13 protein-coding genes are annotated in these 14,257 nt (G+C 58.4%); 1 reads left to right on the forward strand and 12 read right to left on the reverse strand.

Annotated elements, in window-relative coordinates:
• Positions 1 to 19 precede the first annotated feature (19 nt).
• The 6 genes from secG to rlmE all read right to left on the reverse strand — a co-directional run bounded on the left by secG (position 20) and on the right by rlmE (position 6,180).
• On the reverse strand, positions 20 to 403 hold the full coding sequence (gene secG / locus CF161_RS32545) for a preprotein translocase subunit SecG (RefSeq protein ID WP_084471761.1): 384 nt from the start codon (positions 401 to 403) through the stop codon (positions 20 to 22).
• Between the two features lie 4 nt (positions 404 to 407).
• The gene (gene tpiA / locus CF161_RS27565; protein WP_020299914.1) at positions 408 to 1,163 is read right to left on the reverse strand and encodes a triose-phosphate isomerase; all 756 of its coding nucleotides are present in this window, start codon (positions 1,161 to 1,163) and stop codon (positions 408 to 410) included.
• Positions 1,164 to 1,229: 66 nt separating this feature from the next.
• On the reverse strand, positions 1,230 to 2,567 hold the full coding sequence (gene glmM, locus CF161_RS27570; protein WP_020299915.1) for a phosphoglucosamine mutase: 1,338 nt from the start codon (positions 2,565 to 2,567) through the stop codon (positions 1,230 to 1,232).
• 16 nt (positions 2,568 to 2,583) lie between these two features.
• A complete protein-coding gene (folP, locus tag CF161_RS27575; RefSeq protein WP_020299916.1) occupies positions 2,584 to 3,435 on the reverse strand; it encodes a dihydropteroate synthase in 852 nt (283 codons plus the stop codon).
• 8 nt (positions 3,436 to 3,443) lie between these two features.
• Positions 3,444 to 5,348: an ATP-dependent zinc metalloprotease FtsH gene (gene ftsH, locus CF161_RS27580; protein WP_020299917.1), complete on the reverse strand. Its 1,905-nt coding sequence runs from the start codon at positions 5,346 to 5,348 to the stop codon at positions 3,444 to 3,446.
• Between the two features lie 202 nt (positions 5,349 to 5,550).
• A complete protein-coding gene (gene rlmE / locus CF161_RS27585) occupies positions 5,551 to 6,180 on the reverse strand; it encodes a 23S rRNA (uridine(2552)-2'-O)-methyltransferase RlmE (protein WP_020299918.1) in 630 nt (209 codons plus the stop codon).
• 103 nt (positions 6,181 to 6,283) lie between these two features.
• Between rlmE and yhbY the strand changes: the two genes are divergently transcribed.
• Positions 6,284 to 6,592: a ribosome assembly RNA-binding protein YhbY gene (gene yhbY / locus CF161_RS27590; protein WP_020299919.1), complete on the forward strand. Its 309-nt coding sequence runs from the start codon at positions 6,284 to 6,286 to the stop codon at positions 6,590 to 6,592.
• 12 nt (positions 6,593 to 6,604) lie between these two features.
• Here yhbY and CF161_RS27595 read toward each other — a convergent pair whose 3' ends face one another.
• The 6 genes from CF161_RS27595 to dnaJ form a co-directional block, all read right to left on the reverse strand.
• Positions 6,605 to 7,009, reverse strand: coding sequence for a hypothetical protein (locus CF161_RS27595; RefSeq protein WP_020299920.1), 405 nt, complete (start codon positions 7,007 to 7,009; stop codon positions 6,605 to 6,607).
• Between the two features lie 28 nt (positions 7,010 to 7,037).
• Positions 7,038 to 7,514 carry a transcription elongation factor GreA gene (greA, locus tag CF161_RS27600; protein ID WP_020299921.1) on the reverse strand — a complete coding sequence of 159 codons (477 nt, stop codon included), beginning with the start codon at positions 7,512 to 7,514 and terminating at the stop codon, positions 7,038 to 7,040.
• On the reverse strand, positions 7,511 to 10,732 hold the full coding sequence (gene carB / locus CF161_RS27605) for a carbamoyl-phosphate synthase large subunit (protein ID WP_020299922.1): 3,222 nt from the start codon (positions 10,730 to 10,732) through the stop codon (positions 7,511 to 7,513). The genes greA and carB overlap by 4 nt, the downstream gene beginning before the upstream one ends.
• A 129-nt stretch (positions 10,733 to 10,861) precedes the next feature.
• On the reverse strand, positions 10,862 to 11,998 hold the full coding sequence (gene carA, locus CF161_RS27610) for a glutamine-hydrolyzing carbamoyl-phosphate synthase small subunit (RefSeq protein ID WP_020299923.1): 1,137 nt from the start codon (positions 11,996 to 11,998) through the stop codon (positions 10,862 to 10,864).
• A 257-nt stretch (positions 11,999 to 12,255) separates the two neighbouring features.
• Complete coding sequence (gene dapB / locus CF161_RS27615; RefSeq protein WP_020299924.1) at positions 12,256 to 13,062, reverse strand: 4-hydroxy-tetrahydrodipicolinate reductase; 807 nt, start codon at positions 13,060 to 13,062, stop codon at positions 12,256 to 12,258.
• A gap of 10 nt (positions 13,063 to 13,072) precedes the next feature.
• Positions 13,073 to 14,197, reverse strand: coding sequence for a molecular chaperone DnaJ (gene dnaJ / locus CF161_RS27620; protein ID WP_020299925.1), 1,125 nt, complete (start codon positions 14,195 to 14,197; stop codon positions 13,073 to 13,075).
• Between the last annotated feature and the right edge of the window lie 60 nt (positions 14,198 to 14,257).

Here is a 14,257-nt window from a genome sequence, read left to right on the forward strand (position 1 = left end):
TTACTGCGTGAAACCCTTCTTACTTTTGCTCTTGAGCTGGAGGTACGTCAGTCGCACTGTTTGCCGACTTTTGCTCTTGAAGCACCGGTACATCATCAGAAGCCGGCTTTTGCTTTGGAACTTCCAACACTGCTGGGTTTGGCAAACCTACTTGAGTCAGCTCATGAGCTTTCTCTTTAGCAAAGTAACCTAACCCCAAGCTGGTTATGAAGAAACCTGCGGCAAGTATAGCAGTAAACTTACTAAGAAAGGTAGAGGAACCTTGGCTTCCGAACACAGTATTTGAAGCACCTGCACCGAAAGACGCACCAGCATCCGCACCTTTACCCTGCTGCAGCAAAACCAGAGCAACTACGCCCAGAGCGCCCAGCAGATGAAAAACGACTACGACTGTTTCCAGCATTTTTTCAGTTTCCCGCGGCGCGACAAATCGCACCGAACTCATCTGCATTCAGGGAAGCTCCACCAATGAGCCCCCCATCGATATCCGGCATGCCGAACAGTTCGACCGCATTGGCCGCCTTCACGCTGCCGCCGTATAGAAGCCGCACACCTCGTGCGACCTCAGAATTCTCTGCCGCCAACTGCGCGCGAATGGCTGCGTGCACATCCTGCGCCTGTTGCGGTGAAGCAGTCAGCCCGGTGCCAATAGCCCAGACCGGCTCGTAAGCGATGACCGCATTGGCGAAAGCACCAACACCCAGCTCTTCGATGATGCTGCCCAGTTGACGCCCGACAACTTCCAGGGTCTTACCGGCTTCGCGCTGCTCCAGGGTCTCCCCCACACACAGGATCGGCTTCAAGCCACATGCCTGTGCTGCTGCGAACTTGCGGTTGAGAGTCACATCACGCTCGCCCATGATCAGACGGCGTTCAGAGTGCCCAACCAGCACCAGGGAACAACCTGCGTCCACCAGCTGACTGGGAGCAATCTCACCCGTCAGCGCACCTTGCATGGATTCCACCGCAGAATTCTGCGCGCCGACCGAAATCGACTTTCCTTTCAGGCCATCAATCACTTGATTGATGTACAGGCAAGGAGGGAATACCGCGACATCAACACCGCTTGGCAAGGCCAGATGACGAAGGCCATTGATCAGCTCAGCGACGCTGGCGCGGGTACCGTGCATCTTCCAGTTACCAGCTACCATAGGGCGACGCATGCTGTACCTCGTCGGTCAAAGTGGGCGCAGATGTTACCCAACCGCGTTAACACTGGCAAGCCGAAATCAGGCAGAAACTTCAGCAACCAGTTTTGCCAGCTCATCGGCGTAGCCACGAACCACAGCCTCGTCGTCACCTTCGACCATGACACGCACCAAAGGCTCGGTACCCGACTTGCGCAGCAACACACGGCCACGCCCCGCCATGGCAGCCGTAACGCGCTCACACGCTTCCTTGACCGCCGGATGCTCGACCGGGTTCTTGCCGCCGGAAAAGCGCACATTGACCAGGACCTGCGGGCATTTGCGCAGCGCCTGACGGGACTGAGCCAAACTCTCGTTACGCGTCTTGAGCGCCATCAACACCTGCAGCGCGGCGATGATAGCGTCACCCGTGGTGGCATGCCGGAAACACACGATATGCCCCGAATTTTCGCCGCCCACCTGCCATTTGCGCTCGATCAGCTCGGCAATCACGTAGCGGTCGCCAACATTGGCACGCACGAAGGGAATCCCCAGATCAGCCAGGGCCAGTTCGAGCCCCAGGTTGCTCATCAAGGTCCCTACAACGCCGCCCTGCAGACGATCACGCTCATGCAGATCACGGGAAATGATAAACAGCAGCTCGTCGCCGTCGACAATCGCCCCGGTGTGATCGACCATCAGCACCCGGTCACCGTCGCCGTCGAAGGCAATCCCAAGGTCGGCATGCTCAGCCAATACCGCGACCTGTAACTGCGACATATGGGTCGAACCGCAATTGTCGTTGATGTTCAAACCGTTGGGCTGCGCCGACAGCACAGTGACGTCAGCACCCAACTCGCGGAACACGCTTGGAGCTACCTTGTAGGTAGCGCCATGAGCACAGTCGAGGACGATTTTCAGACCTGCAAAACTGGTGCTGGAAGGTACGCTGCTTTTGCAAAACTCAATGTAACGACCAGAGGCGTCATTGATCCGCGACACTTTGCCCAGCTTGCTCGACTCCACCACGGTCATGGGGGCGTCCAGCAGCTCTTCGATCATCAATTCCACTTCATCCGGAAGCTTGGTGCCCTCACCGGAGAAGAACTTGATGCCGTTATCATCGTGCGGATTGTGCGACGCACTGATCACAATCCCGGCCTCGGCGTGGAACGTCCGCGTCAGGTAGGCAATGGCCGGCGTCGGCATAGGCCCCAGCAGCAAAACATCGGCACCTGCGGCGGAAAGACCGGCCTCCAGGGCAGATTCGAACATGTACCCGGAAATTCGCGTGTCCTTACCCACCAGAACACGACAAGCGCCCATGCTACGGAAGGCCATACCAGCCGCCCAACCGAGCTTGAGCATAAAATCGGGGGTAATCGGGTACACGCCCACACGACCGCGAATGCCGTCGGTGCCAAAGTATTTTTTAGTCATAAGTGCTCCATCATTCTTATTCGGCCATTTCCACTGCCGTGATCATCCGCACCACATCCACCGTCTCTGCCACATCATGGACGCGCAAAATCCGCGCACCCTTGCCCATGGCCAGCGCAGCGAGAGCCAGCCCTCCATAGAGGCGCTCTCCCACCGGACGATTCAGGGTGTGACCTATCATGCTCTTGCGGGAAACCCCTACCAGCAGGGGGCGCCCGAAGACATTCAAGGCCTCCATATGCTTGAACAGGCTCAAGTTATGCTGCAGGGTCTTGGCGAAACCAAACCCCGGATCAAGCACGATCCGCTCGGCTGCGATGCCGACCGCCGCACATTGAGCCATGCGCTCAGCCAAAAACGCACACACTTCCTCAGTCACGTTGCGATAGTGCGGATCATTCTGCATATCGCCAGGCTCACCCAGCATGTGCATCAGACACACCGGCAAGCCGGTAGCCGCAGCTGCGTCCAGCGCACCATCACGCTGAAGGGAGCGCACATCGTTGATGAGGCCAGCCCCCAGGCGCGCAGTCTCTCGCATGACCGCAGGCGTGGAAGTGTCTACAGAGATGATCACATCCAGTTCGCGATGAATCCGCTCGACAATCGGCGCCACTCGTTCCAGCTCCTCCAGGGGAGAAACCGCTCGTGCGCCAGGCCTAGTCGACTCACCGCCAACATCGATCAGCGTAGCACCGGCCGCAACCATTGCCTCGGCATGCCGTAAGGCAGCATCAAGCTGACTGAAACGACCGCCATCGGAGAAAGAGTCAGGAGTGACATTAAGAATGCCCATAACATGCGTATGGGCCAAATCAAGAACCCGGTTGCCGCAAGGCAACCGGGTTGAGAACGACACAGAAGTCATTTCAAACCTTAATGGTCAGCAGCTGGGCCGCCGATCGGGGTTTCTGGACGCTCATTCTGCACAACAGGTGGAGTAGTGCCCGAGCCACCTTCCCAATCCCGTGGTTCACGCGGAGTACGGCCCGCCATGATGTCGTCGATCTGCTCGGCATCAATGGTTTCGTACTTCATCAAGGCATCGGCCATGGCATCCAGCTTGTCACGGTTATCCATCAGGATCTGCTTCGCCGTGCCATAACATTGATCAATGATGCTGCGCACTTCGGAGTCGATCAGCTTGGCTGTCTCACCCGAGAAACTTGCGCTTTGACCGCCACCGCCGCGACCGAGGAATACTTCACCCTCTTCTTCGGCATACATCAACGGGCCAAGCTTCTCGGACAGGCCCCACTTGGTCACCATGTTCCGTGCGATCTGACTCGCCCGCATGATGTCGTTGGAGGCGCCGGTGGTCACACCGTCGAAACCCAAGGTCATCTCTTCAGCAATACGGCCGCCGTACAGGGAGCAGATCTGGCTGATCAGGGCACGCTTGGACAAGCTGTAACGATCTTCTTCCGGCAGGAACATGGTCACACCCAGCGCACGACCGCGCGGGATGATCGACACTTTGTAAACCGGGTCATGCTCAGGCACAACACGGCCGACGATAGCGTGGCCCGCCTCGTGATAAGCGGTGTTCTGCTTTTCTTTCTCGGACATGACCATGGATTTGCGCTCGGCGCCCATCATGATCTTGTCTTTGGCCAGCTCAAACTCTTTCATTTCAACGATGCGTTTGCCGGTACGAGCCGCAAACAACGACGCTTCGTTGACCAGGTTGGCCAGGTCGGCGCCAGAGAAGCCAGGGGTACCACGAGCGATCACGGCCGGGGCGACATCATCACCCATAGGCACTTTGCGCATGTGAACCTTGAGAATCTGCTCGCGACCACGAATATCCGGCAGACCTACCACGACCTGACGGTCGAAACGGCCCGGACGCAGCAACGCCGGGTCCAGTACGTCCGGACGGTTGGTTGCGGCGATGACGATGATGCCGTCATTCATTTCGAAGCCGTCCATCTCAACCAGCAACTGGTTAAGCGTCTGCTCGCGCTCATCGTGACCACCACCCATGCCAGCGCCACGATGGCGACCGACGGCATCAATTTCGTCGATGAAAATGATGCAAGGGGCGTGTTTCTTGGCTTGCTCGAACATGTCACGAACACGACTAGCGCCCACACCGACGAACATTTCGACGAAATCGGAACCGGAAATGGTGAAGAACGGGACTTTTGCTTCGCCGGCAATAGCCTTGGCCAGCAGGGTTTTACCGGTACCTGGAGGGCCAACCATCAGCACACCACGAGGAATGCGGCCACCCAGACGCTGGAACTTGCCTGGATCACGCAGGAACTCGACCAGCTCGCCTACTTCTTCCTTGGCTTCGTCGCAACCTGCAACGTCACCCAGGGTGGTTTTCACCTGATCTTCAGAGAGCAGGCGCGCCTTGCTCTTGCCGAAGCTCATGGGGCCGCCCTTGCCACCTGCACCGCCCTGCATCTGCCGCATGAAGAACATGAACACGGCAATGATGACCAAAATCGGGAAGCTGGCGACCAGAAGCTGGGTCCAGATGCTTTGCTGCTCAGGCTGCTTGCCTTCGACAACCACGTGGTTATCCACCAGGTCACCGATCAGGCCATTGTCCTGGATAGCAGGACGGATGGTCTTGAAGCTGTCGCCATCGTTGCGTTTGCCGGTGATCACGTAGCCGTCAACCGCTACGCGCTCGACCTTGCCATCCTTAACTTGCTGGATGAAGTCGGAATAGTTAAGGGTCTGCGGCTCGTTAGGGCTGGAGAAGTTGTTCATTACCGTCACCAGGACAGCCGCAATGATCAACCACAGGATCAGATTCTTTGCCATATCGTTCAATTAACTACCCTCTGAAGCAAGCTCCGCTACTGGCGCGCGCTTCGCATGATATTCACCGGCCTAACTTACTACATTACCTACAGCTCTGGCAGGCGCTGTCTGTAACCCTTTGTGAAACACTTCCTACACAGTATTCGCTAATGCTCACGGGGCGAAATACGAAAAACCTATCGGCCCCGCTAAAAACCTCGATTTACTCACTACGGCCGCGGTAACCCCAAGCCAGCATGTATTGCTCGCGGGAACTGCCACGGGAAGAGTCCGGCTTGATCATCTGGACCTTGTCGAATTTCTGACGAGCGTCCTTCACGTAAGCATCAAACCCTTCGCCCTGAAACACCTTGATCACGAAATTACCACCCGGCTTGAGTATCCGAGCCGCCAGATCAAGAGCCAGCTCACATAGAAACATGGCTTTCGGCATGTCCACCTCAGGCGTACCACTCATATTGGGGGCCATATCGGAAATCACAAGGTCCACCTGCGAATTACCAACGGCTTCAAGGATCTGAGCGAGCACGTCGTCCCGGGTGAAGTCACCCTGGATGAAGGTCACGTCCGGAATGCTGTCCATCTCCAGGATGTCCGAGGCGATCAGACGCCCCTGACCACCGATCAGCCGACTCGTGACCTGCGACCAGCCACCGGGCGCCGCTCCCAGGTCGACAACACTCATACCTGGACGGATCAGTTTGTATTTCTCCTGGACCTCCAGAAGCTTGTAACTCGCACGCGAGCGGTAACCATCCTTCTGCGCCTGCTTCACATAGGGATCATTGACATGTCTTTGCAGCCACTTAAGGCTTGTCTTGGAACGGGCCACGGGCCACCTCAAATAAAACGGGTAGTGATTAACTGGGCGGTCCCGGACTCGCTCGGGTAAACTGGCCGCCGCTTTTTACAAGATCAGACGCAGGGGTCAGATTATGCCGCTCACTCAAGAGCAGAAGAAACAGTACAAATCCATTGGCCACCATCTGAAACCAGTATTGACTGTGGCTGACAACGGTTTGACCGAAGGTGTATTAGCCGAACTTGAACGCGCCTTGAGCGATCATGAGCTGATCAAGATCAAGCTCAACATCCTCGAGCGCGAGTCTCGCCTGGCGGTCATCGCCGAGCTGTGCAAGGCGGGCAAGGCTGACTTGGTGCAAGTCATCGGCAAAATGGCGTTGATTTACCGCAAAAACGCCAAGGTAAACAAGCAACTGTCGAACGTCCATCGCTTCAACTGACGTCGACACGGGTCAAGGGTGCGCTTCGCGTACCCTGCCACCCCATCCAGGCACTGGCTGCAGCACCAGCACCAAGCCGGAAAACCCAAGCACGAGATAGCTGAACAATTGCCAGCGTTGCGCCTCAGGCAACAGCATGCGCACCACGAAATACATCGCACACGCATAAAGTCCCATCAGCAGCAGCTGCCCGCGAATATCCCGCCACACGCTTGCCAGTCCCTCGGACTGAATCAATATCAGCACCTGCAACACCAGACACGCCGCCGAAAAGCCCACCAGCAACGCACCCAGCATTTTGCCAATATCGTCGATCAGCAGCGGTGCCAGGCCTATTTGCCCGAGCACCGGCAGCAAACCGATGTGCAGAAGCCACAGGCCGCCGACCCAAAGCATCTGGGCCAGCTGCCAAAGCATGGCACCCGCGCGAAGCGGGTGCCGTCTTTCAGATGTGACGAACTTCGACAATCTCGTACTCGATAACGCCACCAGGCGTTTTGACGGCGACCACATCACCCTCTTCCTTGGCAATCAAGGCACGAGCCAATGGCGAGCCGACGGATATCTTGCCGAGCTTGAAGTCAGCTTCATCCTCGCCCACGATTTGATAGGTCACGCTTTCGTCAGTTTCGACGTTGGCGATCTCGACCGTGGTACCGAAAATCACTTTACCGGTGTGAGGGATGGTCGTGACATCGATGATCACCGCATTCTGCATGCGGCCTTCGATATCGCGAATCCGCGCCTCGACCATACCTTGCTGCTCGCGGGCAGCATGGTATTCGGCGTTCTCTTTAAGGTCACCCAACTCGCGGGCCGTTCCGATGTCCTGGCTAAGCTTCGGACGAACGACCTTGGTCAGGTGAGCGTGCTCTTCTTCCAGGGCCTTGGCGCCCTGGACAGTCATCGGGTATTTGATCATGCCTTCAATCCTGCGTGTAGATCCTGCAAGCGGCGCACGGTCTTCTCGGGACCGAACTTCAACGCTTCGCAGATGGCTTCGCCAGCAGCAATGGTCGTGGTGCAGTAGATCTTGTGCTGCAAGGCATTACGACGAATGGAGTAGGAATCGGCGATCGACTGGCGACCTTCCGTGGTGTTGATGATCAGGGTGACTTCGTCATTCTTGATCATGTCGACCACGTGCGGACGACCTTCGGTCACCTTGTTCACACGACGCACTTTCAGGCCGGCAGCTTCAATCAGCTTGGCAGTCCCGGCAGTGGCAACCACTTCGAAACCCAAGTTGATCAGATCACGCGCCACACCTGCAACCAGCGGCTTGTCATCGTCACGCACGCTGATGAACGCGGTACCGCCAGTCGGCAACACTTCGCTGGCACCCATCTGGGCCTTGGCGAAGGCTTCGCCGAAGGTGTCACCGACACCCATCACTTCACCGGTGGACTTCATCTCTGGGCCGAGGATCGGGTCCACACCAGGGAACTTGGCGAACGGGAACACCGCCTCTTTCACGCTGTAGAAGTTCGGAATGATTTCCTTGGTGAAACCGATTTCCTTCAGGGTTTTACCCGCCATCACGCGAGCCGCGATCATGGCCAGGGAAACACCGATGCACTTGGATACGAAGGGTACGGTACGGGAGGCGCGCGGATTGACTTCGATGACGTAGATGTCCTCGCCTTGCAGCGCCAACTGTACGTTCATCAGGCCGACAACACCCAGCTCCAGGGCCATTTTCTTGACCTGTTCGCGCATCTCGTCCTGGATATGCACCGGCAGCGAGTATGGCGGCAGGGAGCAGGCAGAGTCGCCGGAGTGAACACCGGCCTGTTCGATGTGCTGCATGATTGCGCCGATCACCACATCGGTGCCGTCGCAAACCGCATCCACGTCCATTTCGATGGCGCAGTTGAGGAAGTGGTCGAGCAGCACAGGGCTGTCGTTGGACACTTTCACCGCATCACGCAGGTAGCGCTTGAGCTCTTCTTCTTCGTAGACGATTTCCATCGCCCGACCGCCCAGCACGTAGGACGGACGCACCACCAGCGGGTAACCGATCTTGGCAGCTGCACGAATCGCTTCGTCTTCGCTGCGCACGGTGGCGTTTGGCGGCTGACGCAGGTTCAGGCGCTCGACCATTTGCTGGAAGCGCTCACGGTCTTCAGCACGGTCAATCGCATCAGGGCTGGTGCCGATGATTGGCACGCCAGCAGCTTCCAGGGCACGCGCCAGTTTCAGCGGGGTTTGGCCGCCGTACTGGACGATCACGCCTTTAGGCTTCTCGACGCGGCAGATTTCCAGCACGTCTTCCAGCGTTACCGGCTCGAAGTACAGACGGTCGGAAGTGTCGTAGTCAGTGGAAACGGTTTCCGGGTTGCAGTTGACCATGATGGTCTCGTACCCGTCTTCGCGCAGCGCGAGGGCGGCGTGTACGCAGCAGTAGTCGAACTCGATGCCCTGGCCGATACGGTTTGGACCACCGCCCAGGATAATGATCTTGTCGCGGCCCGACGGCGCAGCTTCGCACTCCTCCTCGTAGGTGGAGTACAGGTACGCGGTGTCGGTGGCGAACTCGGCGGCACAGGTGTCAACACGCTTGTAGACCGGGAAGATATCCAGCTTGTGGCGATGCGTGCGCAGGTTCTTCTCGGTCACACCCAGCAGCTTGGCCAAACGCTGATCGGAGAAACCCTTGCGCTTGAGGCGGAACATCAGGTCGCGGTCGATGGAGGACAGACCGAGGGTCTTGACCTTCTCTTCTTCCTTGATCAGATCTTCGATCTGCACCAGGAACCACGGATCGATCATGTTCATGCCGAAGATGTCTTCGACGGTCATGCCGGCACGGAAGGCGTCGGCCACGTACCAGATACGCTCAGCGCCCGGCACAGTCAGCTCGCGTTTGAGCACGCTCATGCTTTCCGGGTTGCTCAGGTCGAGCTTCTCGTCCAGACCGCAAACGCCCACTTCCAGGCCACGCAGGGCTTTCTGCAGGGATTCCTGGAAGGTCCGGCCGATGGCCATGACTTCACCGACAGACTTCATCTGAGTGGTCAGGCGCGCGTCGGCTTTCGGGAACTTCTCGAAAGCAAAACGTGGCAGCTTGGTCACGACATAGTCGATCGACGGCTCGAAGGACGCCGGCGTAGCGCCGCCAGTAATTTCGTTTTGCAGCTCGTCCAGGGTGTAACCGATCGCCAGCTTGGCGGCGATGCGCGCAATCGGGAAGCCGGTCGCTTTCGATGCCAGTGCCGAAGAACGGGATACCCGCGGGTTCATCTCGATGACCACCATGCGACCGGTGTTCGGGCAGATGCCGAACTGGACGTTGGAGCCACCGGTTTCCACGCCGATCTCACGCAGTACCGCCAGGGAGGCGTTACGCATGATCTGGTATTCCTTGTCCGTCAGGGTCTGTGCTGGTGCAACAGTGATCGAGTCACCGGTGTGCACGCCCATCGGGTCGAAGTTTTCGATGGAGCAGACGATGATGCAGTTGTCCTTCTTATCGCGGACAACCTCCATCTCGTACTCTTTCCAGCCGATCAGGGATTCGTCGATCAGCAGCTCTTTGGTCGGCGACAGGTCCAGGCCGCGAGCGCAGATTTCTTCGAACTCTTCACGGTTGTACGCGATACCGCCACCGGTGCCGCCCATGGTGAAGGACGGACGGATGATGCACGGGAAGCCAAGCTTCTCGAGGACCGCATTGGCCTCTTCCATGCTGTGGGCGATACCCGAACGCGGGCAGTCCAGGCCGATGGATTTCATCGCCTTGTCAAAGCGCGAACGGTCTTCGGCCTTGTCGATGGTGTCAGCGTTGGCACCGATCATTTCTACGCCGAACTTCTCCAGAACGCCTTCGCGCTCCAGGTCCAGGGCGCAGTTCAGAGCGGTCTGGCCACCCATGGTCGGCAACAGGGCGTCTGGACGCTCCTTCTCGATGATCTTGGCAACGGTCTGCCACTTGATCGGCTCGATGTAGGTGGCGTCGGCCATGTCCGGGTCGGTCATGATGGTCGCTGGGTTGGAGTTCACCAGGATGACGCGGTAACCCTCCTCGCGCAGGGCTTTGCAGGCCTGGGCGCCGGAGTAGTCGAATTCGCAGGCCTGGCCGATCACGATCGGGCCAGCGCCGAGAATCAGGATGCTTTTAATGTCTGTACGTTTTGGCATGGGTTTGTCACTCAAATCCGCAGGTCAGTCGGCAAGCCGTCTTGATCAATTTCTGAAGTTCCAAGGGGGCCACCGGGTTGATCGGGGCCGCCCTCGGACGACTTCTCGCTACATTCTCAAGGCGAGCGCTTAGCGTCGCTTGGCCATCTCGTTGATGAAGCGGTCGAACAGCGGCGCCACATCGTTCGGGCCTGGGCTGGCTTCAGGGTGACCCTGGAAGCTGAAGGCGCTCTTGTCGGTACGCTCGATGCCCTGCAGGGTGCCGTCGAACAGCGACTTGTGAATCGCCCGGACGTTGGCTGGCAGGGTTGCTTCATCTACCGCAAAACCGTGGTTCTGGCTGGTGATCATCACCACGCCGGTGTCCAGGTCCTGGACCGGGTGGTTGGCGCCATGGTGACCGTGACCCATTTTCAGAGTCTTGGCACCGGAGGCCAGGGCCAGCAGTTGGTGACCGAGGCAGATACCGAATACCGGGATCTCGGTTTCCAGCACTTCCTTGATGGCCTTGATGGCGTAGTCGCAAGGTTCCGGATCGCCAGGACCGTTGGACAGGAACACACCATCCGGTTTCAGGGCCAGGACGTCGGCAGCCGGGGTCTGTGCAGGCACCACGGTTACGCGGCAGCCGCGCTCGACCAGCATGCGCAGGATGTTCACCTTGACGCCGTAGTCGTAGGCCACCACGTGGTACGGCAACTCGGAGGCATCGATGGTCGCGTGGCTGTCGGTTTTCAGGTCCCAGACAGTCGAGCGCCACTCGTATTGCTTCTGGGTGCTGACGACTTTTGCCAGGTCCATGCCTTTGAGGCCAGGGAAACCTTGGGCGGCGGCGATGGCGGCTTCTTCGGAGATGTTGTCACCGGCCATGATGCAGCCGTTCTGTGCGCCTTTCTCACGCAGGATGCGGGTCAGGCGACGGGTGTCGATACCGGCGATTGCCACAACATTGTTGGCTTTCAGGTAATCGGACAGGGACATGGTGTTACGCCAGTTGCTCGCAACCAGTGGCAGGTCACGAATGACCAGGCCGGCGGACCAGACGCGGTCGGATTCGGCGTCTTGCGGCGTGGTGCCGGTGTTGCCAATGTGCGGGTAAGTCAGGGTAACGATCTGCTGGGCGTAGGAAGGATCGGTAAGGATTTCCTGATAGCCGGTCATGGCGGTGTTAAACACCACCTCACCAACGGTTTGACCGTCGGCTCCAATTGCTTCGCCGCGAAAAATGCTGCCATCAGCAAGGGCGAGTATGGCTGGCTTAGTCAAGAAGACCTCCCGTAAATAAAGCCTGAAAGGGCGATCGCAGGTGTAAAAAAGCGGAGTGACGTATGGACACGTCACCCCGCTCATTCACTGAATTATTCTGCGCGCTTTTAGTGAACACACTAAAGCTGTAGCTTACAGAAAAAGGCTTTTTTGGTCCACCGCTAATGAGCCTAAAAGGCAGAGGAATGCGACAGAACATCGCTTAGCGGGATAAAACAGGGCTCAGGCACATGGCTGAACCCTGCTTTGAATGCATCTCAGCGCAGGTCGAGCACATCCTGCATATCGTAAAGACCTGGCTCACGACCGTCCAGCCACAACGCCGCACGCACCGCGCCCTTGGCGAAGGTCATGCGGCTGGAGGCCTTGTGCGTGATCTCAAGGCGCTCACCCTCTGCCGCGAACAGGACCGTGTGATCGCCCACCACATCACCACCGCGAACCGTGGCGAAACCGATGGTTTCACGATCACGCACCCCGGTATGGCCTTCACGGCCATAGACCGCCACTTTCTGCAGATCACGCCCCAGCGCATCAGCAATCACCTCGCCCATGCGCAGGGCCGTGCCCGAAGGGGCATCGATCTTGTTCCGGTGATGGGCCTCGATGATTTCGATATCCGCATCATCACCCAGCACCCGGGCCGCCATATCCAGCAGCTTCAGCGACAGATTGACGCCGACACTGAAGTTGGCCGCGAACACGATCGGAATCTCCTTGCCCGCCTCGGCCAGCAGCTGCTTCTGCGCAGCATCCAGGCCAGTCGTGCCGATCACCATCGCCTTGCCCGCCTTGCGGCAGAAGGCCAGGTTTTTCAGCATCACTTCCGGCAAGGTGAAGTCGATCAAGACATCGAATTCATCGGCGACACCCTCGAGATGGCCCGATAGCGGCACGCCGATACGGCCCAGGGAAGCCAGCTCGCCGGCATCGACCCCGATCAGCGTGCTGCCAGGACGCACGATGGCAGCGGTAAGGCCGGTCAGCGGCGCACGTTGCTGCACCGCCTCGACCAGAATCTTGCCCATGCGCCCGGCGGCACCCATCACAGCTATACGTCGCATGTGTCGCTCCTTACAGATCGCCGAAGAAGCGCTTCACGCCTTCAAACCAACCCGTGGTTTTCGGTGAATGGGTATTGTCATCGGCCAGGGAGCTGCGCAGCTCTTCCAGCAATTCACGCTGACGACGCCCCAGATTAACCGGAGTCTCCACCGCAACGCGGCACATCAAGTCACCCGCACCGCCGCCACGAACCGGCGCCACACCCTTGCCACGTACGCGGAACTGCTTGCCGGTCTGAGTCCCCTCGGGGATCTTCAATTTGACCCGGCCATCGAGGGTCGGAATCTCCAGCTCGCCGCCCAGCGCCGCATCAACAAAGCTGATTGGCACTTCACAGAAAAGGTGCTTGCCATCGCGCTGGAAGATCGCGTGCTCACGCACATTGATCACCACGTACAGGTCGCCGGTAGGTCCACCCTGCGCGCCCGCCTCACCTTCACCCGACAGACGGATACGGTCGCCGGTATCGACACCCGCCGGCACTTTGACCGACAGCGTCTTGTACTCTTCGACGCGGCCTTCGCCGTGGCAGGAGTCGCACGGATCGGAAATGATCTTGCCCTGGCCATGGCAGCGCGGGCAGGTCTGCTGCACCGAGAAGAACCCCTGCTGCATGCGCACCTGGCCAATACCGCCACAGGTCGGGCAAGTGATAGGCGAGGAGCCTTTCTTGGCACCCGAACCATCGCACGGTTTGCAATTGACCAGCGTTGGAACGCGGATATTCACGGTAGTACCGCGCACCGCCTCTTCCAGGTTCAACTCCAGGGTGTAGCGCAAATCGCTGCCACGCTGAGCGCCGCCACGGGAACCGCCACGACCGCCACCGAAGAAATCACTGAAGACGTCGCCGAAGATGTCGGAGAAATTCTGACCACCGAAGCCAGCACCGCCGCCACCCATGCTCGGATCAACACCGGCATGACCGTATTGGTCATAGGCGGCACGCTTGCTCGAATCAGAGAGTACTTCGTAGGCCTCATTGGCCTCTTTGAACAGCTCTTCCGACGCTTTGTCGTCAGGATTACGGTCCGGGTGATGCTTCATCGCCAGGCGCCGGTAAGCCTTCTTCAGGTCGGCCTCGCTGGTGCCTCGTTCAACACCCAACACTTCGTAATAGTCACGCTTTGCCATAAGTCTTTGCACTCTTAAGGACGTCCGGCCAAGCTCTCCTGAGCCTCACCAAACTCGTTG

It is taken from the genome of Pseudomonas sp. CF161 (assembly GCF_000416215.1).
Lineage (GTDB): Bacteria > Pseudomonadota > Gammaproteobacteria > Pseudomonadales > Pseudomonadaceae > Aquipseudomonas.

Coding starts and splice junctions, on each gene's coding strand:
- carB (WP_020299922.1), bottom strand. CDS start 10,732: ATGCCAAAACGTACAGACATTAAAAGCATCCTGATTCTCGGCGCTGGC.
- glmM (WP_020299915.1), bottom strand. CDS start 2,567: ATGACTAAAAAATACTTTGGCACCGACGGCATTCGCGGTCGTGTGGGC.
- dnaJ (WP_020299925.1), bottom strand. CDS start 14,197: ATGGCAAAGCGTGACTATTACGAAGTGTTGGGTGTTGAACGAGGCACC.
- dapB (WP_020299924.1), bottom strand. CDS start 13,062: ATGCGACGTATAGCTGTGATGGGTGCCGCCGGGCGCATGGGCAAGATT.
- yhbY (WP_020299919.1), top strand. CDS start 6,284: ATGCCGCTCACTCAAGAGCAGAAGAAACAGTACAAATCCATTGGCCAC.
- folP (WP_020299916.1), bottom strand. CDS start 3,435: ATGACTTCTGTGTCGTTCTCAACCCGGTTGCCTTGCGGCAACCGGGTT.
- secG (WP_084471761.1), bottom strand. CDS start 403: ATGCTGGAAACAGTCGTAGTCGTTTTTCATCTGCTGGGCGCTCTGGGC.
- ftsH (WP_020299917.1), bottom strand. CDS start 5,348: ATGGCAAAGAATCTGATCCTGTGGTTGATCATTGCGGCTGTCCTGGTG.
- greA (WP_020299921.1), bottom strand. CDS start 7,514: ATGATCAAATACCCGATGACTGTCCAGGGCGCCAAGGCCCTGGAAGAA.
- CF161_RS27595 (WP_020299920.1), bottom strand. CDS start 7,009: ATGCTTTGGCAGCTGGCCCAGATGCTTTGGGTCGGCGGCCTGTGGCTT.
- tpiA (WP_020299914.1), bottom strand. CDS start 1,163: ATGCGTCGCCCTATGGTAGCTGGTAACTGGAAGATGCACGGTACCCGC.